The following is a 25,465-nucleotide window of genomic DNA, read 5'->3' as shown; positions in this document are numbered from 1 at the left end:
GTCACAACTCCCTGACGTAGAGCAGTGGTTCCGCCTGGTTCCAGTCGACGACGGGACCGTCCCTGCACAGCAGCAGCGGACCGAGCTGGCAGTGGCCGCAGTGCCCGGTGGCGCACCGCATGTTGCGTTCCAGGGAGACCCGGACGCGGTCGCCGGGCACACCGCGGTGCAGCAGGTCGCGGGCGGTCGCCCGGATCATCGGTTCAGGGCCGCAGACGAACGCGGTGGTGGCGCACGGAGTGAAACGCGCCCGGTCGAGCAGCTTGGTGACGACGCCGAGCTGGCCCGTCCAGCCGTCGTCGGGGCGGTCGACGGTCACTCCCGTGTACGCGGTCTTCCATCGCTGGGTCTCCGTCCTCGCCACGAGGTCCGCGGGAGTCCGTGCGCCCACCAGGACGTTCAGTCGTCCGTACGATCCCGGATCGGCCTCGGCATCGAGGACCAGGGGGCGGAGCGGAGCGAGGCCGATGCCTCCCGCGACGATCACGAGGTCCTGCCCCACGGCCTTCTCCAGCTCCCAGCCGGTGCCGTACGGACCGCGCAGCCCGAGCACGTCGCCGACCTCGGCGGTGTACAGACCCTCGGATACCGCGCCGACGTCGCGCACCGTGTGCGTCAGGCCCCCGGTGGCGAGGATCCCGCTCACCGAGAGCGGAATCTCGCCCCGTCCGAACGCCCACACCATGGCGAACTGCCCCGGCACGAAGGCGGGCAGCGGCTCCCCGACCGGCTCCAGGCGGAGGGTGGCCGTGTCCGGCGTCTCCGCCCGGCGGGCGACGACACGGTAGGCAACCGGCGTGGCGGTCATCCCCGCGCACCCCTTCCGCTGCCGTAGGGGCCGTACAGGTCGAGGAGGCGGGTCCTGGCCGACTGCAGGCGATGGGCGAGAACGCGCCCCACCCACTGTCCGACGACCGCGCCCAGGGCCGCATCGTCCTCGCACATCAGCCGGACCGCGAGGGCGTCGAACTCGTCGGCCCGCACGGGGCTCTGGGCCGTGGCGCCGAGCTGCCAGACGTAGGGCGGGAACAGCCAGGACCAGCCGACGAGTTCACCCTGCCCCAGGGTCTCGATCACGGGTGCGCGGCGGCCCGGAACGTGCATGTCGAGGACGACCGATCCGGCGCGGACGATCCAGAACCGGTCGGCGTGCCCGCCCTCCTCGAAGATCCGCGCCCCGGCCGGGAAGGACACCTGCCGCGCGATCCGCATCAGCCGACTGCGATGCTCGGCCGGAAGGGCGCTCATCATGGTCGTGGTGCGAGTCATCGCTCCGTCTCCTTCCGCTCCGCCTCCTCATTGAGGGCCGCCACCTCTTCGGTGATGTCGATGCCGACGGGACACCAGGCGATGCAGCGGCCGCAGCCCACGCAGCCGGAGCTGTCGAACTGGTCGTGCCAGGTGCCGAGTTTGTGGGTGAGCCACTGCCGGTAGCGGCTGCGGCCCGAGGAGCGCACCGGTCCGCCGTGGACGTAGGAGAAGTCCAGGTCGAAGCAGGAGTCCCAGCGCTGCCAGCGCTCCGCGTGGTCGCCGCTGAGGTCGGTGACCTCCTCGGTGGTCGTGCAGAAGCACGTGGGGCACACCATCGTGCAGTTGCCGCAGGTCAGACAGCGTGATGCCACGTCGTGCCAGCGGTCGGCCTCCAGGCTCGACCCCATCAGCTCCCGCAGGCTCACCGGCGGCATCGCCCGGCCCATCTTGTCGACGGCGCCGGAGACCGCGGAGATCGCCGAGGCGCGTGTGCGGTCGTCGGCCTCCCGGTGCGGGACCCCGGCCAGCAGCTCCGCACCCGCCTCACTGCCGACGCGCGTGTAGAAGCGGTGCCCCGCGTCGTCGACGACCTCGGTGAGGGCGAGGTCGAAGCCGGCGTCGGCTCCGGGGCCACTGCCCATGGAGACGCAGAAGCAGGTGGCCCCCGGCTCGGTGCATTCGGCGGCTATGAGGAACGCCCCCCTCCGGCGTTCCTCATAGCCGCTGTCCTGGTGGTGACCGCCCCTCAGCACCCGGTCCTGGATCGCGATGGCCCGCAGGTCGCAAGGTCGGACCCCGAGGAAGGCGTACGCAGGCCGCTCAGCCGACGCAGCGCTGATGGACACCGTCCCGTCGGGCGCGCGGTCCGCACTCCACAGCTTCTCGCGCTGCGGGTGGAGAAAGTTCTTCCAAGACTGCGGGCCCGCGGAGTGCGCGAACGCCGCCCCGTCCTCGCGGCGCCGCAGCCGGTAGTGTCCGGCCTCCAGTTCCACGCCCCAGCCGTACGGGAGTTGGTCGGCCGACTCCAGGTCGGCGAGGACGATCGCGCCGTCGCGGACCGTGGGTCCGACCACGGTGCGGCCGACGGCCAGCAGCTCCGCGACGAGGGCGTTCAGGCCGTTTCGGTCGAGTACTGCCGTGACTCCGATGGTCGCCATGCTCGTCCTCCCAGTCAGCGTGGTGCGCTCCCCACCAGGCTCGAAGAGGAGGCGCGCGCGAGGCAGGGGCCGAGCGGCCCTATCCAGGTCCGGCCGGACCGAGTTCAGGGCCCACTACCGGCCCCTCTTCCGTCCGCGCGCACGCCTCGACGATGTCGCCGCGGCGGCGCGGCGTTCACGCCGTCAGTACTCCTGCGACAGCGCCGGGACCCCGCCCATCAGCGTGGCACCGATGCGCTGGGCCCAGGCGGAGATCTGCTTGAAGTCGCGGAAGTCCCCGCCCTTGCCGGCCTTGACGATCGCCCGGGTCGCCCAGCTCTTGGCGCCGTCGGAGAGGCAGCCGCCGAAGGTGACGTGTTCCTTGGCATGGATCTGGATGAGGGCACGGCGCACCGCCGGCACCGGAGGGATTTTCCCCTCGCTCGCCGAATGGTCGAGGGGACCGCTGCTGAACAGCCATACCGGCCGTTTGGTGAGGGCTTCCCTCTGATACCTGACGAACCGACGGGCGTCCTTGTGCCACTGTCCTTCGTAGAGCGGACTGCCGAGCACGACGGCGTCGTAGGCCTGCAGGTCCCCGACATCGCGCGCCAGCCGCATCTCGGAGCCGAGGCCCTCCTTGCGCAGGACCTCCGTGATGGTGCGGGCGATCTCGGCCGTGGACCAGTTCTTCGTCGCGTAGGCGACGAGCACTTTGATGGTCATGTCGCCGCTGCCTCCTCTCAGAGTTTGCGCAGCCAGTCGTCGGTCACGCCTCGCAGGGCCTGGTCGCTCGGCCGGAGGTGGGAGTCGTCCAGGCGGTAGGTGAGCTTGTCCACGACCGCGACGACACCGTCGATCTCGCGCGTCGTGCGCAGTGCGACGGGTATCTCGCTGCGCCGCTCCAGCTGTCCCTCAAGGGTCACCACACCGTTGCGCACGTCGATCTTGATCGTCCGGGGCGCCAGCCACAGGGTGTGGACCAGGACCTGCTCGATCACCTCGTGCCGGATCTCGTCATCAGGGCGCAGAAACACCTGGAGCAGGTCGTGCCGGGTGACGATGCCGACGAGGCTGCCGTCGTCATCGACGACGGGCAGCCGCTCCACCTTGTGCCGGGCCATGCGACGGGCACCTTCGGCGACGGTGTCGTCGGCGTGGACACAGACAGGTGGCTCGGACATGAGCTGACCTGCTGTCCGCGCCGTGGCCTTGGCCCGGTCCCTGCGCGCGCCGCGGCTCATCAGGCGCATCCGGAAGCGGCGCGACGGCCGGCAGGGGGCGGGAGCCTGCGCCTCACGCGTCAGCAGATCCGTCTCGGAGATGACTCCGACCACCTTGTCGTCGGTGTCGATCACGGGCAGTCCGCTGATGCGGTGCTCGGCGAGCCGCTGGGCCACGTCCTTGAACGGCGTACCGTACTGGACGCTGACGACCTCGCTGGTCATCACCGATCCGATCGTGCTGTGCTTCATCTCTGCCTCCTCCTCAGCGCAGTCGGCGCAGATACGGGTCGTGGGCGGCCCGAGGCAGCAGCCGGATACGTACGTCCAGTGCTGTGCTGCCGCCCGGCCATGCCAGTACCGGGTTGAAGTCGGCCTCGGCGAGCTGCGGCAGGTCACCGGCCATCCGGGACAGCCTGTGCAGTAGTTGCTCAAGCCCTTCGATGTCCACCGGGCCGTGGCCGCCGTGCCCGAAGAGCAGCGGGGCACAGCGTGGCGAGGTGAGCAGGTCGTGTACGTCGAGGTCGGTGAGCGGGGCCAGCCGGGCCGCGTGGTCCGCCAGCAGGTCGGTGGCCGTGCCGCCGAGTCCGAACAGGACCAGCGGACCGAACACCTCGTCCTGCACGACGCCCGCGAACAGTTCGGTGCCGCGCTCGGCGAGCGGCTGCACGACCACTCCTGTCAGCAGACCGGCGAACCGGGTCTCGAAATCCCGGAAGGCGGCCCGGACCTGGCTGTCTCCCCGCAGGTCGAGGTGGAGGGCGCGCTGCTCGCTCTTGTGCCGCAGTCCCGGCCAGTGGGCCTTCATCACGACTCGGCCGTCCGGGCCGCGCAATCGCTCGGCGGCGGCGACGGCCTCGTCCTCGGTCTCGGCCCAGGCCCAGGGCAGCTGCGGAATGCCGTAGCAGGCAAGGAGCTCGGCGCAGGTATGCGGGTCCAGCCAGCCTCCTTCGGGATGTCCGGCCAGCCAGGTCTCGGCCACCGCACGGGCGCGTGGGGTCTCCACCCCGGCGAGGCGCGGACACGTGCCGGGCGGCCGGGCCAGCCACCGGGCACGACGGACGGCGTGGGCCAGAGCGCGGGCCGCCGCCTGCGGATCGGCGAAGGAGGGCACGGAGCCGCCTCCGGTGGCCGAAAGGAGCTGTACGGGCAGCGCCTGGCCGAGGCGGACCGCGGCGACCGTTCGGGAGCGACGACCAGGGGCGCGGGTGAGGGCCCTGACGAGATCGTCGCCGGTCGCCGCGGCGACCGCGGTGGGTGCCAGCACGACCAGGACGGCGTCGACGGCGCCGGCCAGTACGAGCCGGTCCACACAGTTCTTGAGCTCTTCCTCGGTGACGGCGGCGGTGGCGTCGACCGGGTTGGCGGTGGAGGTGCCCGCGGGCAGCACGGCCAGCAGGTCGTCGATGAGGTAGGCGGGCAGGGGCGGCAGGGTGAGCCCCGCCTCGGCACACGCGTCCGCCGCGAGGACTCCCGCGCCTCCCGCGTTGGTGACGATGACGACGCGGTTCCCCTCGGGTGTGGGTTGACAGTGCAACAGCGCGGCGGCTTCGAGGAGTTCACCGATCGTGCGCGTGGCGGTGACGCCTGCCTGGGTGAACAGGGCCTGCCGGGTCATGGTCCGCGTGGCGGCCGCAGCGGTGTGCGAGGCGGCGGCGCGCCGGCCTGCCTCGGTACGGCCCGCGTCGACGGTGAGGACGGGCATGCGCCGGGTCACCCGCCGCGCGGTGCGTGAGAAGGCCCTCGGGTTCCCGAAGGACTCCAGGTGCAGCAGGGCGAGGTCCGTGACGCCGTCACGCTCCCACCACTGGAGCAGGTCGTTGCCGCTGACGTCGTACTTGTCGCCGAGCGAGACGAAGCTGGAGACACCGAGGCCCAGCCGGGACAGCCCGTCCAGCAGGGCGATCCCCACTCCCCCGGACTGCACGGCGACACCGGCCGTGCCGGGGCGTGGGTGCCGGGCCGCGAAGGTCGAGTCCATCGACAGCGCCTTGTCGGTGTTGGAGATGCCGAGGCAGTTGGGCCCCACCAGGCGCATTCCGTACGTCCGGCAGGTGGCCAGCAGCGCGGCTGCCTGTGCGCCGTCCAGGCCCGCCGTGACGACCACCAGGGCACGCACGCCCGCCTTGCCGCACTCCTCGGCAGTGGTGCACAGGGCCGGCGCGGGGACCGCGAGCACCGCCAGATCGGGGACCTGCGGCAGCGCGGCGACCGACGGATGGGCGGGCACACTCAGCAACGACGACACGCTCGGGTTCACGGCGAAGAGCTGCCCGGTGAATCCGCCCGTGCACAGATTGCGCAGGACGGCCCGGCCGACCGAACCGGGCTTGCGGCCCGCCCCGACCACCGCGATCGAGGCCGGCCGCAGCAGCCCTTGAAGACTGGCCACGTCGGCGGTGCTGCCGCGCGCTTCGACCGCCGTCAGGTAGGCCTCGTCCTCCTCCAGCGGAATGGTGCAGCGCACCTCGGGGCCCTCGAAGTGGCGGGCCGTGCGCAGCCCGAGGTCGGCGAAGACCTTCAGGACCTCGTGGTTCTCGGCCAGGGCGTCGGCCGTGAACGCGGTGATGCCCTCCGCGCGAGCGGCGGACACCAGGTGCTCCAGGAGCAGGGTGCCGATCCCGCGGTGGTGCAGGCCTTCGGCCACGGCGAGCGAGATCTCGGCGGTTCCGGGATCGTCCGTCCGCTCGTACTCGGCCAGGCCGATGATCTGGTCCTTCGTCTCGGCGATCAGCGCCCGGTATCCGGGGCGCGGAGCGGCGCATGCGCGGTCCGCGGACTGTGCGGCCGACCGACGGCTCGCGGCGAAGAAGCGCAGTCGCAGGTTCTCCGGCGACATCTCCTCGTACAGGCCCTGAAGTTGAGCGTGGTCGTCGGGTCGGACGGCCCGGATGCGGGTGGTCGTCCCGTCGGCGAGCAGGGCGTGGACCGGAGGTCGGCTGCCCTCGTCGTTCGTCATCTCGGGCCTCCTGACGGCAGGTTGACCCTTCGAGGATCCGGCGGCCGGGGGCGGCGCCCCAGGGGCTGGCCGGGTAGGGCCGGGGGCCGATCGGCCCTATGGGGGCGGGTCGGGCAGCGGCTCGCCGATTTCACCTTCCACCGCACCCGCCATCGCCCGCAGCACGTCCAGTGTCCTGGCGGCCTCGGCCTCGTCGACCTCGGTGATGGCGAACCCGACATGCACGATGACGTAGTCGCCGACCGTGGCCGTCGGCGTATAGGCGAGGCACACCTGGCGCCGTACGCCACCGAAGTCGACGGTGCCCATGCGGAGGCCGGTGTCGTCCCTGATCTCCAGGACCCTGCCGGGAATGCCCAGGCACATGGTGCTCACTCCTTCGCGAGTCGAGCGGCTGCGACGGCGGCCTGCCCGTAGCTGATGCCGCCGTCGCCCACCGGGACGGCACGGGACACCAGGACCCGCAGCCCTCGGGCGCGCAGCCCGCGCATGACCTCGGTGAGCAGACGGCGGTTGAGGAAGCAGCCTCCGGCAAGACACACGGTGCGCGGGGCGCCGTCATCGACGACGCGGGCGACGAGTTCGGCGGTCACGACGGCCAGGGTGAGGTGGAACGCCGCGGCGAGCGCGGGGACGCGCTCCCCGTCGCGCTGTCGGTCCAGGAGGTCCATGAGGGTCGGGCCCGGGTCGTAGACCAGTACCCCGTCCACCCGCACCAGTCTGTGGGCCAGCGGCAGGGCCTGGACCGTTCCGGCGGCGTCCTCCAGGGCCACGGCGGCCTCGCCCTCGTGGCTCACCGAGTCGGCAAGGCCGAGCAGGCTCGCCACGGCGTCGAAGAGACGTCCGGCGCTCGATGCGCGCGGGGAGTTGATGCCCCGGGCGATCATGGCGTGCACGACCGCGGTTTCCCCCGGGTCGAGACGGTCGGTGAACTGCTTGGTGAGCCAGGGGTACGGGTGGGGGCTGCCGAGGCGCTCCAGTCCCTTCAGGTAGCCGAGGGCCATCCGGTACGGGTGCCGGACCGCGGCCTCGCCGCCCGGCAGCGGGGCGGTCGCGAAGCGGCCCACGCGCCGGTATCCGGTCAGGTCGGCGACGAGGATCTCGCCTCCCCACAGCGTCCCGTCGTCGCCGAATCCCAGGCCGTCGTAGGCGACACCGACGAAGGGGGTCCGCAGGCCGTGCTCGGCGGCGCAGGCCGCCAGATGGGCGTGGTGGTGCTGGACGGGTATGCGGGGCAGCGGCCGGGCCCGTGCCCACTGGGTGGAGAGATAGCCGGGATGAAGGTCGTGCGCCACGACGCTCGGCCGGATGCCTGTGAGCCGGACGAAATCGTCGTACGCGTGCGTGAAGGCGTCCATCGTCGCCGCATCCGCCAGATCCCCGCCGTGCGGGGAGACATGTGCGCCGTGCCCGTCCGCGAGCGTGAACGTGTGCTTGAGCTGGGCGCCGGCTGCCACCAGGGGCGTGCGGGCGGCGACCTTCAGGGGCAGCGGCGTCGGAGCGAGGCCCCGCGCCCTGCGTACGGTGAACACGGAGCGGCCGACGGCCTGGACGACGGAGTCGTCGTAGCGGGCGCGGATCGGCCGGTCGTGGGCGAGGAATCCGTCGGCGACCGCGGCAAGCGCGCGAACGGCGTCGGCATCGTCCGTGGCGATGGGCTCGTCCGCGAGGTTGCCGCTGGTCACGACCAGCGGCCTGGCGAGCTCGCGGAGCAGGAGGTGGTGCAGCCCGGTGGTGGGCAGGAACAGGCCGATCCGTCCTGTGCCGGGGTGCACGGCGGGTGCGAGTCCCGGACCCCGCGCGGCGAGCAGCACCACGGGGCGCGCCGCCGACGAGAGTGCGGCCCGCTCGGTTCGCGAGAGCCGGGCCAGCTCTCCAGCGGCATTCAGGTCCTGGACCATGACCGCGAAGGGTTTGGCCGGGCGGTGTTTGCGCTCCCTCAGCGTCCGCACCGCGGCCTGGTCGGTGGCGTCGCACACCAGTTGATATCCGCCGAGTCCCTTCACCGCGACGATGCCCCCGCTCTCCACGGCCTTCACCGCGGCACGCAAGGCGGCCTCCCCCCTCGACTCCCCCCAGGAAAGCTGTGGCCCGCAGGCGGAGCATGCGAGGGGTTCGGCGTGGAACCGACGGTCGGTGGGGTCGCCGTACTCCGCCGCGCACTGGGCACACAGTGGGAAGCGCCGCATCGTGGTGCGGATCCGGTCGTACGGAAGGTCGTCGATGACGGTGGCACGCGGGCCGCAGTCGGTGCAGTTGATGAACGGGTAGCGGAACCTGCGGTCGGCCGGGTCCAGGAGCTCGCTCAGGCACGCGGTGCAGATCGCGGCGTCGGGCGGGATCTCCCGCGGTCCTTCGGGCGAGGCGCCGTCGGCAGCGCTGTGCCGGATGACGAAGCCGGACGCGGGCAGCGGGAGATACCCGCGCCCGGCGGTCACCCGCACCTGCCGCACCTCGGCCAGCGCGGGAGCATCGGAACGCAGCCGTGAGGTGAACTCCTGGACCCCGTACGCCGATCCGGCGACCTCACCGTGCACGTGGCCCCCGGTGTTGGCGGCCCAGCCGTCCAGCCCCAACCCGGTGGCGAGCCGGTGCACGAAGGGGCGGAAGCCGACCCCCTGCACGGTGCCGAACACCTCGAAGCGGAGTGCGCTGCGCTCCTGCATGGCCCTCCTTCAACGGCGCGCCGCGGCGTCGCGGTGCCGCACGATCTCGTCCTCGATGTCTTCGGCGAGCGGTGCCACAACGGCCTCGGTGCTCGGCGACAACCCGGTGCCCAGCGCGCTGTCCGCACCTTCCACCGCGTACACGACCAGGCGGCCCGGCAACCGGCCCAGGACACGGGCGAGTTCGACGGCCTCGCCGAGCCCGAGTCCGTGCGAGCTGGTCGTCCGTGGCCGGTCCAGTGCGTCCGCGTCGAGGACCAGGCGGTGCACGAGGCCGGGGTGGGCGGGGTGTGCGTGCGCGGCGTCCACCACCACCGCGAGGTCCGCTCCCTCCCACAGGCCGATCAGGCGGCCGGGGTCGCCGTCGCAGGTGGCGAGAACCGTGCCGGTGAGCAGGGGCCGGTCGGCGGCCCGCTCGCGGAGCCGGGCGATCACCTCCCAGCCCACGCCGTCGTCGCGCCGGAATTCGTTGCCGACGCCGATCACCGCGATGCGCGTCCGAGGGAACATCGGGGCCTCCTTCCGCCGGGCCACCCTGCCACTGTGCGGATGGCCTGACGGCCTCGGTAGGGGCCGAATGTCCCCAGCTGGGGCCGGTTCGCCCCTGCCGGGTCGGTCGAGGAGTCCCTCACAGAGGGGGCGTACATCCTGCGGGCCTAGCCGCCCTCCGGCGCCCACAGTGTCCCGGTACCGGAGAGTGCCGTGCACGGCAAGCACGACGGAACACGGACCGGTGAGCTTTGCCGGATCGGCCCACTCGCCATATCGCCCTGTCGTACGCTGCGGCGCCAGGCCAAATATGACAAATGTGGGGAGTCGTCGCGTGGCGGAACAGGGCGGTGCGGTCGAGCTGGCGGGGTTGCTGTCGGTCAAGGGCCGGGACGTGGCCGGGGAGTGGGTGCAGGAGGTCTCGGGGTCGCTGAAGGGCCGGGTGAGCATCGCCGAACTGAGCCGTGAGCTGGGCGAGTTGTACGAAGCTCTGGTGCAGGCGCTCAGCCAGGGCGCCGACGACGTGCACGAGGAACAGATGTCGGAGGTGCGAGCCCTCCTGACGGAGCTGTCGAGGAGCAGGGCACGGCAGGGTTTCTCGCCCACGGAGACGGCGGTGGGCGTCTTCGCGCTGAAGGAGGTCCTCGAACCCGTGCTCCAGGACGGGACCGCCGAGGAGATCCGTGCCTTCGGACGCCTCAGCCGCGTACTGGACAGCCTCGGCCTGTTCACCATCGAGACCTACACCCGGACCCGTGAGGAGCTCATCTCCGCCCAGGCCGAACAGCTGATGGAGCTGTCCACGCCCGTGGTGCGGCTGTGGGACGGCGTCATCGCCGTGCCCCTGGTGGGCACGCTGGACTCCGCGCGGACCCAGGTCGTCATGGAGAAGCTGCTCCAGGCGCTGGTGGACACCGGTTCCGAGCAGGCCATCATCGACATCACCGGCGTACCGGCGGTGGACACACAGGTGGCTCAGCATCTGCTGAAGACCATCGTCGCGGCCCGCCTCATGGGTGCCGAATGCACCGTCTCGGGCATCCGCCCGCAGATCGCGCAGACGATCGTGGCGCTGGGCATCGAGTTCGAGGGCATCGTCACCAAGGCGAGCCTGGCGGACGCGCTCAAGCTGGCCCTGAAGAGGTCGGGCATCGAGATGGTCGCCCGCAAGGCGGGGCAGCTGTGACCGACCGGGTGCCGATCCTGCGGATCGGCGAGGTGTTGGTGGTGTCCATCCAGTTCGACCTGGAGGACCAGACGGTCCTGCTGTTGCAGGAGGACCTGGCCGAGCAGATCGTCAACCGCTCCGCTCAGGGCGTCATCATCGACATCACGGCGCTGGAGATCGTGGACTCCTTCGTCGGGCGCATGCTGGCGACGATCGCGGCCATCTCCCGCATGCTCGACGCCGAGACCGTGGTGGTCGGGATGCGGCCCGCCGTCGCCATCACGCTCGTCGAACTCGGGCTCTCGCTGGGCGGGGTGAGCACGGCTCTCGACCTCGAAAAGGGACTGGCGCGGCTGCGGCGCTCCACCTCCGCGGTCGAGGCGTGAGCGCGCCCTGGCTGCCCGGCGAGGCGCCGCAGGTCTACTCCATCACGCACAACAGGGACGTGGTGAGCATCAGGCAGACCATCCGCGCCCTGGCGCAGCGGTGCCGTCTCTCGCTCGTGGACCAGACAAAAATGATCACGGCGGCGAGCGAACTGGCGCGCAACACCCTCGTCTACGGGGGTGGCGGGGCCGTCAGGACAGGAGTCGTCGAGAGGGACGGCCGCCAGGGAGTCGCGGCGCTCTTCGAGGACGGTGGGCCCGGCATCGAGGACGTGGGTCTGGCGATGACGGACGGCTGGACCTCGGGCGCCGGCCTGGGCCTGGGACTCAGTGGCGCCCGCCGCCTCGTAGACGAGTTCGAACTCGTGACGGAAGTCGGCGTGGGCACCACGGTCACCATCATCAAGTGGGCCCGGTGAAGACCCGGACCATACTGGCCGGCAGGGACGTCAGCTGGTTCCGGGATGGTCCTTCCCTGTCGACCGCGGCGCGCGGAGCGGCGGCCGCGCTGGCCCGCAGAGTCGGTCTCGACGCTCATCGTGTCGCGGAAGTCGCCCTGGCCGTCACCGAGGCCGCCACCAACATCCAGCGACATGCCACGGACGGCGCGCTGCTCCTGCGCACCTTGCACACGAAGGACGACACCGCCGTCGAGTTCGTCACCGTCGACTCGGGGCCCGGCATGGTCGACGTGTCCGCCTCGCTGGCCGACGGAGCCTCCAGCGCGGGCACGCTCGGCATCGGGCTCGGAGCCGTGGCCAGGCTGGCCGACCACTTCGACGTGCACTCCGTGCCCGGCAAGGGGACGGTCATGGCGGCGCAGTTCTGGTCGCGTCAGGCGGACGACCAGGGAGTGACGGCGGCCCTGTCGGCCGGGCAGCAGTGCGTCTCCGGTGTGACACGGCCCATCAGCGGCGAGAGCACCTGTGGTGATGCCTGGAGTGCCCGGCTGGACTCAGCCACAGACGCAGACGCAGACATCGGTGCCGGCACCGGCACCGGTCATCCCGCCGTTCTCGTCCTCATGTGCGACGGCCTGGGGCACGGTCCGCTGGCGGCCCGCGCCAGTGCGGCGGCCGTTGAGGCGTTCCACGACACTCCGGCCACCGATCCGGAAGAGATCATGGAAGCGATCCACCGCGCCCTTCGGGGAACCCGGGGCGGCGCGGCGGCAGTTGCCAGGATCGAACCGGCGAGACGACGCGTGCGGTACTGCGGCATCGGCAACATCAGCGGCTTCCTCCTCGGTCACGACGCCCGCAAGACCCTGCTCTCGGTGCCCGGCATCGTCGGCGTGAACATGCGTCGCCTGCGGACCTTCGAGGAACCGCTGCCCGAAGGGGGCGCCTTGGCCCTGCATTCCGACGGACTCACCGAGCGGTGGGACCACAGGGCGCTCCCCGGGCTTCTGCACCATTCGCCGCTCGTCGTGGCCGGGCAGTTGTTGCGTGAGGCCGGTGTACGCCGGGACGATGCCAGCGTGGTGGTGGTGAAGGGGATTTGGTGACCGACGAAGGACGGGACGGACGTGGCTGCTGACTCTCCCCGAAAGGTCCCCGGGGCCCGTGCCACCGGCGCGGGCCACGGTCTGCGCACGGCGAATTCCCTCGGACTCGTCTCGGCGCAGGACGTGTTCCGGCTCAGACGCGGCGCGCAGCGGGCCGCCGCCGCACTCGGCCTCGAACATCAGGACCAGGTCCGCCTTGCCACCGCGCTGAGCGAGTTGGGCCGTGACCGCCTCGGCTGCGGCGCGGGCACCGTCTCCTTCCGTGCCCACTCCGGCGAGCAGGCCACTCTCGTCGTGACGCTCGAATGGGGCCGCGGTCTGGAGCCGACGCCCGAGACCCTGCAACTGGTCTCCAGGCTCGTGGTGATCGAGTACGAGCCGCACGGGACGCGCGGCCGCGTCACCATCCTCCAGCCGCTGCCGGCGAACCGCCTCACGGTCACCGAAATGGATGAGCGCCTGGCCCAGTCCCTGGGCCAGGCCGGTCCGATCACGGAGGCCGATTTCCTCCGGGCCCAGACGCGAGACCTGATCGCGACGCTGGAGGAGACGCGAGCCCAGCAGGTGGAACTGCTCCGGCTCAACCAGGAGCTCGAGGAGACCAACCGGGGTGTGCTCGCCCTCTATTCGGAGCTCACCAAGGAACTGGAGACCACCAACATCGGTGTGCTCGCCCTGCATTCGGAACTGGACGAGAAGTCCCGGCAGATCCGCGAGGCCAGCGAGGCCAAGACGCGGTTCTGGACCAACATCAGCCACGAACTGCGCGCACCGATCAATTCCGTCGTCGCCCTGGCCCGCCTGTTGCTTGACCCCCGTTCGGAGCCGCTGTCACCCGAGCAACGCCGGCAGATCGCGTTGATCGAGGCGTCGGGGCAGACCGTCCTGTCGCTGGTCAGCGATCTTCTGGACGTCGTCAAGGCCGAATCGGGTCTGCTCGAGGTCCACCACGCCCCGGTCGACCTGCGGCTGCTCGTGACCCAGCTGAGCGCCACGTTCGAGGGCACCTACGGAGCCAAGGGTGTCCCCCTCGTCACCCCGGACCTGAAGGATCTCCCCACGGTGATCACGGACGAGAAACTCCTCACCCACGTCCTGCGCAACCTGATGTCCAACGCCTGCAAGTTCACCGACGAGGGCGAGGTGCGGCTGGATGTCGGCATGAGCGGCGACCGGTCGTCGCCGTCGCTGCGCGTCACCATCACCGATACGGGGGTCGGCATCCCGGCCGCCGAACTCGGCCGTGTCTTCGAGGAGTTCTACCAGGTCCGAGGCCCCCACCAGAGCGGCCATGCGGGGACGGGGCTCGGACTGCCCTACGCCCGCACCCTCACCGAACTCCTCGGGGGCACACTCAGACTCACCAGCACGCTCGGGGTCGGCACCCGTGTGGAAGTGGCCGTCCCGGTGCACGGACCGGACGACGGCAACGAGGAGACCGGCGGAGGCGCCCTGTGACCGACAGCTCTCAGGACGGCGCACCCGCCACCATCCTGGTCATCGAGGACAGTGAGACCAACCTGTACCTCCTCACCAGCTGGCTGGAGCGTGCGGGACACATCGTGATCGGCGCGCGGAACGCGGGCGAGGGTCTCAAGCATCTCGCCACGACAGGCGGCCCCTTGCCGGAGGTCGCCATCGTGGACGTACGTCTGCCGGACATGAGCGGCTTCGAGCTGAGCGAGAAGATCAAGGGCAGCGCCCGTACGGCCGCGCTGCCCGTCATCCACATCTCCGCGTCGGCCGTCAGCGCGGAGGATCACGCCGAAGGACTTCAGCGCGGCGCGGACGCCTACCTCAACCAGCCCCTCGACCCCGGCGAGTTGCTCGCCACGGTCACGGCCACGCTGCGCTACGCCAGGGCGCGGCGCCGGGCGGAGCAACTCGCGCAGCGGCTCCTCACCCTCAACCAGGCGACCATGTCCGTCTACAGCGCCATCGGCTTCCACTCGTTCGCCTCCGCGGCCACCGGTGGCGCCGCCCGGCTGCTGTCGTCCCCGGCCAGCGCGGTCTTCCTGTCGCCGGAGGGGCAGGCGGTCCACAGCACGAGCGACGGGCCGGCCACCCCGACCCGGACGTACGCGGCACGGCCGGACGTACTCGACCGGCTGCTCCAGCAGAGCCTGGGCGACGGGACCGGCGCGACGGTCGCCCGGATCTCACGGGGGCAGTGGCAGGCGCTGCTGAGCGCCGATCACCTCGGCGGGAACATCGCCATGGCGGTGGCGCGGACCAAGCGCGGGCGCCCCCCTGTCTGCCTCGCCGTCCCCTCCGACGTGCTCACCGGAACGGATGACGAACATCTGCTCCAACAGCTGGCCCATGCCTGCGCGCTGGCGCTGGAAGCGCTGAGGACCTACAACGAGGAACACACCCTCGCCCTCGCCCTGCAGCGCTCGTTCCTGCCGAGCGACCTTCCCACCGTCGACGGCATCGACCTGGCCTTCCGCTATCTGCCCGCCTCGGAGAACGCGGAGATCGGCGGCGATTTCTACGAGGCGATCCCCACCGCCGGCGGCCTGTTGCTGGCCATAGGGGATGTGCTCGGCCACTCGCTCAGCGCGGCCACCGTGATGGGCGAGCTGCGCCACGCGCTGCGCGCCTACGCCATCGAAGGACACCCGCCGCAGCAGGTCCTCGGCCACCTCGAAACCCTCCTGGCCCACTCACAGCCGACCGTGACGGCCACCCTCTGCTTGGCCCTCGTCGAGCCCGGGGGGCGGCGTCTCCAGGTCGCCAACGCCGGTCACATCCCCCCGCTCGTCATCAGCCCGGAAGGCCGCGCGCGCTTCCACACTCCGCACGGACCGATTCTGGGACTGCGTGCGCCCCACCCGGCCCCGACGGTCCTGTCCACCCCGCCGGGCACCCGGCTGCTCCTGGTCACCGACGGCCTGGTCGAGGTCCGCAACACCTCGCTGAACGCCACGCTCGACGCCTTCATGGAGGCGGTCACGGCCGGCCCGGCCGGGCTGCAGGACCTCAGCGACCATCTCCTGGAGACGTTCGGAAGGGGCAAGGACGACGACATCGCGTTGCTCGCCGCGGATCTGCTCGGATCATGAACGGCCGGGCCGGCCGGGGGTGGCAGGACGGGTCACCCGTCGAGGGCTTCGCCGAGCGTGGGGCAGATGTCGATGAGGGTGCCGATGCCGACGATCTCCAGGGTGCGGGTCACGGACTCGGCGGGGCCCGCAAGACGCAGCCAGCCGCCCGCCTCGGTGAGCGCCCGGTGGCCGGCGATGAAGATGTTGATGCCGCTGGAGTCTATGAAGGTGACCCGTCGCAGATCGACGACGACGCGGGCACCGGGCACGTCGACGGCTTCGAGCGCTTGCTGTACGTGGGTACTGGTGTCCAGGTCGATCTCACCGGCGAGCGTCAGAACCGTCACGTCGTCGAGCGGCGTGGACACGACTGAGAACTGATCAGTCCGCTGGGCTCGTTCGCTGCTAGCCATTCGTTCCTCAGCCATGCTGATGATGCTTCCACATCCGGCGCCCCGTGTGACGCGTCGGCGGTAACGTACACACGATGCCGTGTAAGTCGGCAAGGACGTACGGAAAGGCGCATCGGGCCGACATCGCGGACACGGAATGCCGGCACGATCGGGAACGGGTACATGGGGCGAGTGATCTGCGAACCAGGCCGTGCGTGACGACGGCGAGGCGCCGGACGAACCGGCCGCGTGGAACACGGCGGCCGCGAAGGCCGCGGAGTTCACCTTCGAGCTGGACGGGACCGGCGGGTGCATCGCCCAGGCGCGGCGTCTGGCCGCCGACTTCCTCGCCCGGACGCAGGCCGATCGCGGGCTTCCCCTGCCCCGGCGCGCCACGGATCTGACGCAGCTGGTCGTCAGCGAGTTGGTGACCAACGCCCTCAAGTACGCGCCCGGCCCCGTCCTGGTGAACCTGCGGGTCACGGCCGGGTCGGTCGAGGTGGTGGTCTGGGACTCCGGGCCTGTCCTGCCCAGGGCCCGCGCCGCCGACTCGGGCCGGGTGGGCCAGCACGGTCTGGAGATCGTGATGGCCGTGGCCCAGCGTTTCGAGGCCCGGCAGGAGCCGGTCGGCAAGAGCATCACCGTCAGCATCGCGCTGCTGGACGAACTGGGCAGCACCCGGCCCTCGTGACACGGCGTCAGCGGCGCACGCGTGGCATTCCGAGGCCGATCCAGGAGATGATCTCGCGCTGGATCTCGTTGTTGCCGCCGCCGAAGGTGAAGATGACCGCGCTGCGGTAGCCGCGTTCCAGTTCGCCGTGCAGGACCGCGCCCGCCGAGCCCTCCTTGAGTGAGCCGGCCGAGCCGACCACTTCCATGAGCCAGGCGTACGCGTCCCTGCGCGCCTCGGAGCCGTAGACCTTCACGGCGGAGGCGTCCTGCGGGGTGAGCGTGCCCTCCTGGACGGCGTTGACCATCTGCCAGTTGAGGAGTTTCATCGCGTCCAGCTTGGTGTGCGTCCTGGCCAGGCGCTGGCGGACCCAGCCGAGGTCGATGACGCGGCGGCCGTCGGCGAGCTTGGTGTCGGCGGCCCAGCGCTGCACGTTGTGGAGGCACGGATGGCCATGGTGCCGTGCGCGGCGAGGGTGACGCGTTCGTGGTTGAGCTGGTTGGTGATGAGCCGCCAGCCCTTGTTCTCCTCGCCCACGCGGCGCGAGGCCGGGACGCGGATGTTCTCGTAGTAGCTGGCCGTGGTGTCGTGCGAGGCGAGGGTGTTGATGATGGTGCAGGAGTAGCCCGGGTCGCTCGTCGGCACGAGGAGCATGGTGATGCCCTTGTGGGGCGGGGCGTCCGGGTCGGTGCGGACGGCGAGCCAGACCCAGTCGGCGGTGTCGCCGTTGGTTGTCCAGATCTTCTGGCCGTTGACCGTGTAGTGGCCGGTGGCCTCGTCGCCCTCCCTGACCGCCTTCGTCTTGAGCGCCGCGAGGTCGGTGCCCGCGTCCGGCTCGCTGTAGCCGATCGCGAAGTCGAGTTCGCCGGAGAGGATCTTCGGCAGGAAGTACGCCTTCTGCTCGTCGGTGCCGAACTGCATCAGGGTCGGCCCGACGGTGTTCAGTGCCATCAGCGGCAGCGGGACACCGGCCTGTGCGGCCTCGTCGAAGAAGATGAACTGCTCCATCGGCGAGAGCCCGCGCCCGCCGTACTCCTTGGGCCAGCCGACGCCGAGCCAGCCGTCGGCGCCGAGCCTGCGGATGGTCTCCCGGTAAAACCGCTTCTGCTCGGCGGGGTCGCCGTAGCGCGCGTAGGCGTTGTCGGGGACCAGCTCGGCGAAGTACGTGCGCAGCTCGGTGCGCAACTGCCGCTGCTCAGGCGTGTATTCGAGGTGCACGGCCCCTCCTGCTTTCGCTGGCTCCCCGGGCTCGGGCTTGACGGCGCACACAGTAGAACGCGTTTCAGAAATAGGGAATGGCAGTGACGCATGCGCCCGCGTGTGCCGCCCGGATGAGATCCCAGTTTAGACATTGTCTCGGTTTGGTCTCGGTCGCCAAATCGATGAGTGCCGGGCTGAGCGGCGTCCGTACTCACGCTTCGAACGGCCAAAGCGACCTGAAGCAGACCGAAGTGATCGCAAGTGACCTGAAGTGATCTGAACGCCGATTTAAGGAGATCTCCGATGCTCAGCAAGAACAGCACCCGCAAGAACACCGCCTTCTTCGCCTCCTTCGCCGCGGCGGGAGCCCTGCTGCTCTCCGCCTGTGGCGGCGGTGACGACGGCTCCGACGCCGCGAAGACCCCCGCCTCCAAGCCCGCCGCCTCCTCCCCCGCGGCCGACGGCTCCATGGACCTCGCGCTGAAGTCCGGCACCGCTCAACAGAACAACGCGCCCAAGAAGACCGGGGACTGGGCCAACCCGCCCGGCAAGGCGGCCTCGAAGCCGGTGCAGCGCAAGTGGGTTCAGCTCTCGGCGTCCCGGGCGGGCAACCTCGATCCCGTCGTCGTCAACGGCTCCGGCTTCACGCTCTACCGCTTCGACAACGACACCGCGTCGCCCTCCAAGTCCACCTGCAACGGCCCCTGCGCCACCACCTGGCCGCCGGTCCTCGTGGACCCGGGAAGCAAGATCTTCGTCGACGGCGTGAACGCCTCGGACGTGGGCGTGGTCAGGCGGGACGACGGCACCCGCCAGGTCACCGTCGGCGGCTGGCCGGTCTACCGCTTCAGCAAGGACCTCAAGCCCGGCGACACCAACGGCCAGGGCGTGGGCGGCACGTGGTTCGGCGTCCAGCCCGACGGCCAGAAGTCCGGCGCTCCGGCCGAGGCCGAGCCGTCCGCACCGGCAGAGCCCGCCGAGCCCGCCGAGCCCGCCGAGGAGGCGCCGGACCAGACCCAGGCCGCGCCCGCCAGCAGCGCCATCCTCTTCGACGACGCCAACTTCTCGGACAACGGCCCCGCGCAGGGCGTCGCGGGCGAGGGCTGCCAGAACGTCGCCCGCCCGAAGGTGACGTCGTCCATCTCCGTGAGCGGCTCGATGAAGCTCTGGTCGGCCCCGAACTGCAAGGGCACGTCCAAGGTCATCAACGGCGACGTGGCCGACCTGTCGGCCATCGGCTTCGACAACAAGATCAGCTCGGTGACCTTCGGCTAGTCCCGCGGCCCGGCGACGTACAGGACCTGCTCCGCGCCCCATTCGACGAAGGCCTCCGTCTGCCGCATCCCGATCGACTCCAGCAGGCGACGCGACCGGACATTTGCCTCCTGCGTGACCGCGACCACCTCCTCACCCCCGGAGGTGGTCGCTTCACGTCCCCAGTCGCGTACCCAGTCGACCGCGGCGGCGACCGCCTCACGGCCGTACCCGAAGCCCCAGTGCTCGGGCAGCAGTTGGTACGAGACCTCGACCCGTCCCGCCCGACGCGCGTCCGGCTCCAGCTGTACGCCGCCGATCACCGACCCGTCCGTACGCAACGTCACGCTGAAGGCGCCGCGCACCCCGACACAGTGCCGCTCGCGCACCCGCAGTGTCTCTTTGTCGACCGGCCCGCCGAGGTGGCGGCGCACCTCCGCGTCCGTCCAGAGCCGCACCATGGCCGGGACGTCGCCCGCCTCGATCGGGCGCAGGACGAGACGGTCCGCGGTCAGGGTGGCGGGCCAGGGGAACGTACTCGGTGACCGTGACATGCCCTGATCCTGCCGGACGCTCCCGCCGGACGCGGACCGGGCCCGGCCCCGGACGCGGACAGAGGTCCGCCCCGGCAGCGGTGTCGCTGCCGGGGCGGACCTCTGTCAGCCGAAGGTCACTCAGCCGAGGAGGCCGAGCGCCTTGTTCAGCGTGGCCGACGGGCGCATCACGGCCGCGGCCTTGACCGAGTCGGGCCGGTAGTAGCCGCCGATTTCGGCGGGCGAGCCCTGGACCGCGTTCAGCTCGTCGACGATGGTCTGCTCCTGCTCGACCAGCGTCTTGGCCAGCGGGGCGAACTCCTTGGCGAGCTCGGCGTCCGCGGTCTGCTTGGCCAGCTCCTGGGCCCAGTACATGGCCAGGTAGAAGTGGCTGCCGCGGTTGTCGATGCCGCCGACGCGACGGGTCGGCGACTTGTCCTTCTCCAGGAAGGTCGCCGTGGCGCGGTCGAGGGTGTCGGCGAGGACCTGGGCGCTGGCGTTGTCCGTGGTCTGCGCGAGGTGCTCGAAGCTGGACGCGAGGGCGAGGAACTCGCCCAGGCTGTCCCAGCGCAGGTAGTTCTCGCGGACCAGCTGCTGGACGTGCTTGGGGGCGGAGCCGCCCGCGCCCGTCTCGAAGAGGCCGCCGCCGTTCATGAGCGGAACGATGGAGAGCATCTTGGCGCTGGTGCCGAGCTCGAGGATCGGGAACAGGTCCGTGAGGTAGTCACGGAGCACGTTGCCGGTGACCGAGATGGTGTCCTCGCCGCGGCGGATGCGCTCCAGGGAGAACGCGGTCGCGTCCACCGGCGACATGATCTCGATCTGCAGGCCCTCGGTGTCGTGCTCGGGCAGGTACGCCTTGACCTTCTCGATGAGCTGCGCGTCGTGCGCGCGGGTCTCGTCGAGCCAGAAGACGGCCGGCGAGCCGGTCGCGCGGGCGCGGTTGACGGCCAGCTTGACCCAGTCGCGGATCGGGGCGTCCTTGGCCTGGCACATCCGGAAGATGTCACCGGTGGAGACGGCCTGCTCCAGGACGACGTTGCCGGCCTTGTCGAGCGCGCGCACCGTGCCCGGCGCGGCGATCTCGAAGGTCTTGTCGTGGCTGCCGTACTCCTCGGCCTTCTGCGCCATGAGGCCGACGTTGGGCACCGAGCCCATCGTCGCCGGGTCGAAGGCGCCGTTGGCGCGGCAGTCGTCGATGACGACCTGGTACACGCCGGAGTAGCTGGAGTCGGGCAGGACCGCGAGGGTGTCGTGCTCGCCGCCGTCCGGGCCCCACATGTGGCCGGAGGTGCGGATCATGGCCGGCATCGAGGCGTCGACGATGACGTCCGAGGGGACGTGCAGGTTCGTGATGCCCTTGTCGGAGTCGACCATCGCGAGCTCGGGGCCCTCGGCCAGCTCGGCCTCGAAGGACGCCTTGATCTGCTCGCCCTCGGGCAGCGCGCCGAGGCCGTTGAGGATGCCGCCGAGACCGTCGTTCGGGGTCAGGCCCGCGGCGGCCAGCGTCTCGCCGTACGCGGCGAACGTCTTCGGGAAGAAGGCGCGCACGACGTGGCCGAAGATGATCGGGTCGGAGACCTTCATCATCGTGGCCTTGAGGTGCACCGAGAACAGCACGCCATCGGCCTTGGCCTTGGCGATCTGGGCGGTGAGGAACTCGCGCAGCGGGCCCACCCGCAGCACGGAGGCGTCGACGACCTCGCCCGCGAGGACCGGTACGGACTCGCGCAGCACGGTGGTGCTGCCGTCCTCGCCGGTGAACTCGATGCGCAGCGTGTCGGCCTCGGCGATGACCACGGACTTCTCGGTGGAGCGGAAGTCGTCGACGCCCATGGTGGCGACGTTCGTCTTCGAGTCGGACGACCAGGCGCCCATGCGGTGCGGGTGCGCCTTGGCGTAGTTCTTCACCGATGCGGGGGCGCGGCGGTCCGAGTTGCCCTCGCGCAGGACCGGGTTGACGGCGCTGCCCTTGACCTTGTCGTAACGGGCGCGGATGTCCTTCTCCGCGTCGGTCTTCGGGTCGTCCGGGTAGTTCGGCAGCGCGTAGCCCTGCGACTGCAGCTCGGCGACGGCCGCCTTCAGCTGCGGGATCGAGGCCGAGATGTTCGGCAGCTTGATGATGTTCGCGCCGGGCGTCTTGGCCAGCTCGCCCAGCTCGGCGAGCGCGTCGTCGATGCGCTGGCTCTCCTCGAGGAACTCGGGGAAGAGAGCGATGATGCGCCCCGCCAGGGAGATGTCACGGCTCTCCACGGCGACCCCGGCCGTCGAGGCGTAGGCCCTGACCACCGGCAAGAACGAATACGTCGCGAGGGCCGGGGCCTCGTCAGTCTGGGTGTAGATGATGGTCGAGTCAGTCACCGGGTGCTCCGCTCCACGTCTGCAACATTGCTCGACATCAAGATATCTCGTGATCGCATCCTGCCACGAAGCGGCCCCGGTTCTCGGACGTCACAGCCCGTGACGTCAATCACGTTCCGTAGTCCTGGCGGTCACCGATGGTTGCTGTCCGGTTCCCACAGGTCCGGCCCGGCGTTCCTGGTGATGGGCCTGATCTCCATGGCGGGGCCGCCCCGGCGAGGATGTGCGGGTGATCGCTTCCCTGGACCCCGCGGACCCCTCCTTCGCACGCGACCCGTATCCGTACTACGCACGCCTCCGCGCCCAGGGGCCCGCCGTGCGGGTCCCGCTCGCCAACGGGACGTACGTCTGGTTCGTCACCGGATACGGGCCGACGCGGGCCGTCCTCGCCGACCCGCGCTTCTCGAACGTGCCCCCGCAGGGCGCCGGACGTCCGAAGGGCGACTCGCCCGCGCAGCACGCCCGCGCCTGTCTGGCCCGGCACATGCTCAACACCGACGCCCCCGACCACACCCGGCTGCGGCGGCTGACCACCGCCGCGTTCGCCCCGCGCCGCGTCGACGCGCTGCGGACCCGGATCGAGGACCTGACCGAAGGGCTCCTGCGGGAGATGCGGGCGCGGCTGCGGCAGGAGGGGAGCGTGGACCTCGTGGACGCCTTCGCCTTCCCGCTGCCCGTCCTGGTGATCGGCGAGGTGCTCGGGGTGCCGGAGGCCGACCGGGCGGATCTGCGGGAGTGGACCTACCGGGTCGGCTCGCCCGCGGACGCGCTGGAGCCGGGCGCGGTGGACGCGGCCTGGACCGGCCTGTACGCCTACTTCACCGAGCTGATCGCCCGCAAGCGGCGCGCGCCCGGATCGGATCTGTTCAGCGCGCTCACGCAGGACGCCACGGACGGCGGGCTCGACGACGGGGAGCTGCTCGCCATGGCGTTCCTCCTCCTGTTCGCCGGATACGAGACCACGATGAACCTGCTGGCGTCGGCCTCGCTGCTGCTGCTCACCCACCCCGTCGAGCTGGCGGCCGCGCGCCGCGACCCCGCGCGCTGGCCCGCCGTCGTCGAGGAGACGCTGCGGCACGCCAGCCCGCTGGAGGGCACGACGTGGCGGCACGCGACCGAGGACGTGGACCTCGGCGAAGGCGTGGTCATACCCGCGGGCGCCTCCGTCCTCGCGGTGCTCGCCGCCGCCAACCGCGACCCCCGGCACTTCCCGGATCCGGACGCCTTCCGGCCGGACCGCCATCTGGCAGGGGCCGGTGAGCCGCGCACCGCGCCGCACGCCGCCTTCGGCCACGGACCGCACTTCTGCGTGGGCTCACGGCTGGCCCGCCTTGAGGCGGCGATCGCGCTGCCCCGGCTCCTCGCGGCCTTCCCGGGGCTGCGCCTGACGGCCGACCCGGCCGAACTCCCCTACCGGCCGGGCCTCTTGGTCCGCGGTCCGCGTCGCGTCCCCGTCACCACCGCTCCCCTGCCCGTGCGGGCCGTCAGCGCGTGAGCAGCAGTGCGTCGCCCACCGCGCGCTCGGTGCCGTCCGACGGCGAGTTGATCACCTTGCCGTTCACCGCCATGGTGACGGAGCCGCCGCCGTCCAGGGCCATGGCGTGCACCGCACCGAGCGACTTCATCAGCTCCGCCCCTTCGCCCAGGCCGAACCCGTCGCTGTAGCCGGGCTGCCGGCCGTCCGCGCCGACCAGGAGCATGCGGCCCTGCCGGTCGACGCCCAGGAGCATGCGCGGATTGCGCTTGATGCCCCAGGTGTACGCGAAGGAGCGGTCGCCGGCGCGCTCGATGCCGTCGGCGGCGTAGTTCACCGCGACCTTGCCGCCGCGCACCAGTTCGGGGCCGCCGTTGACGATGTCGTCCCGCGGGCCGAGCTTCAGCTCACGGCCCCGCTCGTCCAGAATCCGCTCGCGCACCGTCAGGGCCCTGCCCGGCTCGGCGTGCGCGGTCAGCCAGGTGGCTCCGGCGCCGATGCCCGCCAGGACGCTGCCGCCGTCCGGTACGGCGCCGCCGCGCGCCCGCACCTCCCGCACCTGTCCCCTCGCGTCGAGCACCGCCTCCACCCCGTCGCCCGCCGGGGTGTCCGCGCCGAGCTCGTCGGTGAACTTCACGATCTCGTCGGGGTCGGTGCAGGTCACGTCGTGCTGCGGACGCTCGGTGGGGGCGTCGCCGCCGACGCCGCCGCAGTTGCGCACCAGGCCCGGCACGCGGTTGACGCCGTCCACGACCGCGGAGGCCGCGCCCGCGCGGACCCGCAGCCGCGTGCTGAGCCTCTTGAACTGCGGGCGCAGGCCGTCGCCGCGCAGCACCGCCGCGATGCGGCCGTTCGTCGCCGCGCTCTGCAACTCCCCGTCGTAGGCGGCGATGCCGGCCGCCGCGCCCGGCACACCGTCCTTGCCCTCCATGACGAAGAAGCCCGCGTTGACGCCGAGCAGGGCGTCCTCGCCCGCTGCCATGGCGCTCACCGTCTCGCGGCCGGCGACGCCCTTGCCGTACGTGCCCTTCAGCGCGCCGCGGTAGCGCTTCGGGTCGACGATCGCCACCTTGACGCGGGCGACTCCGGTGCCGGGCACGCCGTCGGCGCCGGTCCACTCGCTCACCGCGTCGAACCCGGCGGCGGCCAGGGCCTTGCGCCGGGCGTCGGCATCGGCCCGTGCGTCGTACTCCCCCACCCGGACCCGCACCCCGATCACCCCGGTCCGGTCGGAGCCCCGCGGCCACGACACGGGCTCGGCACGCGCGGCGAACCCCGCGCCGCGCACCCGCTCCGCCAGGGCCTTCGCCTCCTGCTGCCCGGCGAGGTGAGCGCCGTTCGCGCGGACCGTGACCGTCCAGTGGTCGGCGCCGGGACGGCCCGCGACGCTCCCCTGGTACAGATCGGCCCCGGAGGCCAGGCGTTCGTGCTGCCAGTCGGCGATCGGCCCCGGGACAGCGGCGGTCGGCGCGGCGGCGGCCGCGGTGTGCCCGTACCGGTCGACGACGACACCGGGGGCGAGGAGTCCCGCCGCGGCGACGGCGACCACCGACGCCTGCGCGGCGGCTCTGAACGGACGGCGTACGAGGGCCACAAGAACTCCTGGGGAGCGTAGGTACACCTGCGGGCACATGGGCACACCTGCGTTCACAGGTGCGGAGCGCTCGGAAACGCGCGTCGTCACGCAGCGAACGCGAGCGCGCGGACGGCGATCGATCCCAGGAGTGAATACCAGAAGTCCGGCCGGAA

22 protein-coding genes and 1 pseudogene are annotated in these 25,465 nt (G+C 71.4%); 9 read left to right on the top strand and 14 right to left on the bottom strand.

Annotated elements, in window-relative coordinates; translation table 11 throughout:
• Position 1 precedes the first annotated feature (1 nt).
• The 9 genes from ACIGXX_RS00605 to ACIGXX_RS00565 form a co-directional block, all read right to left on the bottom strand.
• The gene (locus ACIGXX_RS00605) at positions 2 to 808 is read right to left on the bottom strand and encodes an FAD/NAD(P)-binding protein (RefSeq protein ID WP_366464416.1); all 807 of its coding nucleotides are present in this window, start codon (positions 806 to 808) and stop codon (positions 2 to 4) included.
• Positions 805 to 1,269 (bottom strand): Crp/Fnr family transcriptional regulator, encoded by a 465-nt coding sequence (locus ACIGXX_RS00600; RefSeq protein ID WP_399971432.1) that lies wholly within the window; start codon positions 1,267 to 1,269, stop codon positions 805 to 807. Before ACIGXX_RS00600 ends, ACIGXX_RS00605 begins: the two co-directional genes overlap by 4 nt.
• Positions 1,266 to 2,408 (bottom strand): 4Fe-4S dicluster domain-containing protein, encoded by a 1,143-nt coding sequence (locus tag ACIGXX_RS00595; RefSeq protein WP_399971430.1) that lies wholly within the window; start codon positions 2,406 to 2,408, stop codon positions 1,266 to 1,268. The genes ACIGXX_RS00600 and ACIGXX_RS00595 overlap by 4 nt, the downstream gene beginning before the upstream one ends.
• 183 nt (positions 2,409 to 2,591) lie before the next feature.
• A complete protein-coding gene (locus ACIGXX_RS00590; RefSeq protein WP_399971428.1) occupies positions 2,592 to 3,113 on the bottom strand; it encodes a flavodoxin domain-containing protein in 522 nt (173 codons plus the stop codon).
• 17 nt (positions 3,114 to 3,130) lie between these two features.
• Positions 3,131 to 3,862: a CBS domain-containing protein gene (locus tag ACIGXX_RS00585; RefSeq protein WP_399971426.1), complete on the bottom strand. Its 732-nt coding sequence runs from the start codon at positions 3,860 to 3,862 to the stop codon at positions 3,131 to 3,133.
• Between the two features lie 13 nt (positions 3,863 to 3,875).
• Positions 3,876 to 6,569, bottom strand: a complete 2,694-nt coding sequence (locus ACIGXX_RS00580; RefSeq protein WP_399971424.1) for a GNAT family N-acetyltransferase — start codon at positions 6,567 to 6,569, stop codon at positions 3,876 to 3,878.
• Positions 6,570 to 6,665: 96 nt separating this feature from the next.
• Positions 6,666 to 6,935 (bottom strand): HypC/HybG/HupF family hydrogenase formation chaperone, encoded by a 270-nt coding sequence (locus tag ACIGXX_RS00575; RefSeq protein WP_383816486.1) that lies wholly within the window; start codon positions 6,933 to 6,935, stop codon positions 6,666 to 6,668.
• A gap of 5 nt (positions 6,936 to 6,940) precedes the next feature.
• Positions 6,941 to 9,235: a carbamoyltransferase HypF gene (gene hypF, locus ACIGXX_RS00570; protein ID WP_399971422.1), complete on the bottom strand. Its 2,295-nt coding sequence runs from the start codon at positions 9,233 to 9,235 to the stop codon at positions 6,941 to 6,943.
• Positions 9,236 to 9,244: 9 nt separating this feature from the next.
• The gene (locus ACIGXX_RS00565; RefSeq protein WP_399971420.1) at positions 9,245 to 9,745 is read right to left on the bottom strand and encodes a hydrogenase maturation protease; all 501 of its coding nucleotides are present in this window, start codon (positions 9,743 to 9,745) and stop codon (positions 9,245 to 9,247) included.
• A 313-nt stretch (positions 9,746 to 10,058) separates the two neighbouring features.
• Between ACIGXX_RS00565 and ACIGXX_RS00560 the strand changes: the two genes are divergently transcribed.
• The 6 genes from ACIGXX_RS00560 (at position 10,059) to ACIGXX_RS00535 (ending at position 15,850) form a co-directional block, all read left to right on the top strand.
• Entirely contained in the window at positions 10,059 to 10,910 is an 852-nt protein-coding gene (locus tag ACIGXX_RS00560) for an STAS domain-containing protein (protein ID WP_351157236.1), read from the top strand.
• Positions 10,907 to 11,278 carry an STAS domain-containing protein gene (locus ACIGXX_RS00555; RefSeq protein ID WP_351157238.1) on the top strand — a complete coding sequence of 124 codons (372 nt, stop codon included), beginning with the start codon at positions 10,907 to 10,909 and terminating at the stop codon, positions 11,276 to 11,278. Before ACIGXX_RS00560 ends, ACIGXX_RS00555 begins: the two co-directional genes overlap by 4 nt.
• Positions 11,275 to 11,697 (top strand): ATP-binding protein, encoded by a 423-nt coding sequence (locus tag ACIGXX_RS00550; protein ID WP_351157241.1) that lies wholly within the window; start codon positions 11,275 to 11,277, stop codon positions 11,695 to 11,697. The genes ACIGXX_RS00555 and ACIGXX_RS00550 overlap by 4 nt, the downstream gene beginning before the upstream one ends.
• Positions 11,685 to 12,785: an ATP-binding protein gene (locus tag ACIGXX_RS00545; RefSeq protein WP_399971417.1), complete on the top strand. Its 1,101-nt coding sequence runs from the start codon at positions 11,685 to 11,687 to the stop codon at positions 12,783 to 12,785. Before ACIGXX_RS00550 ends, ACIGXX_RS00545 begins: the two co-directional genes overlap by 13 nt.
• A gap of 81 nt (positions 12,786 to 12,866) precedes the next feature.
• Positions 12,867 to 14,243: a HAMP domain-containing sensor histidine kinase gene (locus ACIGXX_RS00540; protein ID WP_361472917.1), complete on the top strand. Its 1,377-nt coding sequence runs from the start codon at positions 12,867 to 12,869 to the stop codon at positions 14,241 to 14,243.
• Entirely contained in the window at positions 14,240 to 15,850 is a 1,611-nt protein-coding gene (locus tag ACIGXX_RS00535) for a SpoIIE family protein phosphatase (protein WP_399971415.1), read from the top strand. The genes ACIGXX_RS00540 and ACIGXX_RS00535 overlap by 4 nt, the downstream gene beginning before the upstream one ends.
• Before the next feature lie 32 nt (positions 15,851 to 15,882).
• Here the strand turns inward: ACIGXX_RS00535 and ACIGXX_RS00530 are convergent, their stop codons facing one another.
• Positions 15,883 to 16,200, bottom strand: a complete 318-nt coding sequence (locus ACIGXX_RS00530; protein ID WP_351157247.1) for an STAS domain-containing protein — start codon at positions 16,198 to 16,200, stop codon at positions 15,883 to 15,885.
• 235 nt (positions 16,201 to 16,435) lie between these two features.
• On the opposite strand from ACIGXX_RS00530, the gene ACIGXX_RS00525 reads away from it, so the two are divergent.
• Positions 16,436 to 16,915: an ATP-binding protein gene (locus tag ACIGXX_RS00525; RefSeq protein ID WP_399971412.1), complete on the top strand. Its 480-nt coding sequence runs from the start codon at positions 16,436 to 16,438 to the stop codon at positions 16,913 to 16,915.
• A 7-nt stretch (positions 16,916 to 16,922) separates the two neighbouring features.
• Here the strand turns inward: ACIGXX_RS00525 and ACIGXX_RS00520 are convergent.
• Positions 16,923 to 18,112, bottom strand: a pseudogene (locus ACIGXX_RS00520) (acyl-CoA dehydrogenase family protein).
• A 285-nt stretch (positions 18,113 to 18,397) separates the two neighbouring features.
• On the opposite strand from ACIGXX_RS00520, the gene ACIGXX_RS00515 reads away from it, so the two are divergent.
• Positions 18,398 to 19,369, top strand: coding sequence for a hypothetical protein (locus ACIGXX_RS00515; protein WP_383816472.1), 972 nt, complete (start codon positions 18,398 to 18,400; stop codon positions 19,367 to 19,369).
• Here the strand turns inward: ACIGXX_RS00515 and ACIGXX_RS00510 are convergent.
• Positions 19,366 to 19,902 carry a GNAT family N-acetyltransferase gene (locus ACIGXX_RS00510; protein WP_351157253.1) on the bottom strand — a complete coding sequence of 179 codons (537 nt, stop codon included), beginning with the start codon at positions 19,900 to 19,902 and terminating at the stop codon, positions 19,366 to 19,368. The genes ACIGXX_RS00515 and ACIGXX_RS00510 overlap by 4 nt on opposite strands.
• Before the next feature lie 120 nt (positions 19,903 to 20,022).
• Positions 20,023 to 22,242, bottom strand: a complete 2,220-nt coding sequence (locus ACIGXX_RS00505; protein ID WP_399971409.1) for an NADP-dependent isocitrate dehydrogenase — start codon at positions 22,240 to 22,242, stop codon at positions 20,023 to 20,025.
• A 229-nt stretch (positions 22,243 to 22,471) separates the two neighbouring features.
• On the opposite strand from ACIGXX_RS00505, the gene ACIGXX_RS00500 reads away from it, so the two are divergent.
• Positions 22,472 to 23,737, top strand: a complete 1,266-nt coding sequence (locus ACIGXX_RS00500) for a cytochrome P450 (RefSeq protein WP_399971407.1) — start codon at positions 22,472 to 22,474, stop codon at positions 23,735 to 23,737.
• On the opposite strand, the gene ACIGXX_RS00495 is transcribed toward ACIGXX_RS00500, so the two are convergent.
• Positions 23,727 to 25,310, bottom strand: coding sequence for a phosphodiester glycosidase family protein (locus ACIGXX_RS00495; protein ID WP_399971405.1), 1,584 nt, complete (start codon positions 25,308 to 25,310; stop codon positions 23,727 to 23,729). The two genes, ACIGXX_RS00500 and ACIGXX_RS00495, sit on opposite strands and share 11 nt — an antisense overlap.
• Positions 25,311 to 25,465: the final 155 nt, after the last annotated feature.

Origin of the sequence: Streptomyces sp. NPDC055243 (genome assembly GCF_044544025.1) — a bacterium.
Classification (GTDB): domain Bacteria; phylum Actinomycetota; class Actinomycetes; order Streptomycetales; family Streptomycetaceae; genus Streptomyces.
Note: the sequence above shows the minus strand (reverse complement) of the source record. Positions and strands in the feature narration are given on the sequence as shown.

Excerpts from the sequence above, each read along its gene's own strand:
- ACIGXX_RS00565 (WP_399971420.1), bottom strand. The coding sequence starts at position 9,745 with ATGTTCCCTCGGACGCGCATCGCGGTGATCGGCGTCGGCAACGAATTC.
- ACIGXX_RS00600 (WP_399971432.1), bottom strand. The coding sequence starts at position 1,269 with ATGACTCGCACCACGACCATGATGAGCGCCCTTCCGGCCGAGCATCGC.
- ACIGXX_RS00595 (WP_399971430.1), bottom strand. The coding sequence starts at position 2,408 with ATGGCGACCATCGGAGTCACGGCAGTACTCGACCGAAACGGCCTGAAC.
- ACIGXX_RS00590 (WP_399971428.1), bottom strand. The coding sequence starts at position 3,113 with ATGACCATCAAAGTGCTCGTCGCCTACGCGACGAAGAACTGGTCCACG.
- ACIGXX_RS00580 (WP_399971424.1), bottom strand. The coding sequence starts at position 6,569 with ATGACGAACGACGAGGGCAGCCGACCTCCGGTCCACGCCCTGCTCGCC.
- hypF (WP_399971422.1), bottom strand. The coding sequence starts at position 9,235 with ATGCAGGAGCGCAGCGCACTCCGCTTCGAGGTGTTCGGCACCGTGCAG.
- ACIGXX_RS00605 (WP_366464416.1), bottom strand. The coding sequence starts at position 808 with ATGACCGCCACGCCGGTTGCCTACCGTGTCGTCGCCCGCCGGGCGGAG.
- ACIGXX_RS00575 (WP_383816486.1), bottom strand. The coding sequence starts at position 6,935 with ATGTGCCTGGGCATTCCCGGCAGGGTCCTGGAGATCAGGGACGACACC.
- ACIGXX_RS00510 (WP_351157253.1), bottom strand. The coding sequence starts at position 19,902 with ATGTCACGGTCACCGAGTACGTTCCCCTGGCCCGCCACCCTGACCGCG.
- ACIGXX_RS00585 (WP_399971426.1), bottom strand. The coding sequence starts at position 3,862 with ATGAAGCACAGCACGATCGGATCGGTGATGACCAGCGAGGTCGTCAGC.
- ACIGXX_RS00515 (WP_383816472.1), top strand. The coding sequence starts at position 18,398 with ATGCTCAGCAAGAACAGCACCCGCAAGAACACCGCCTTCTTCGCCTCC.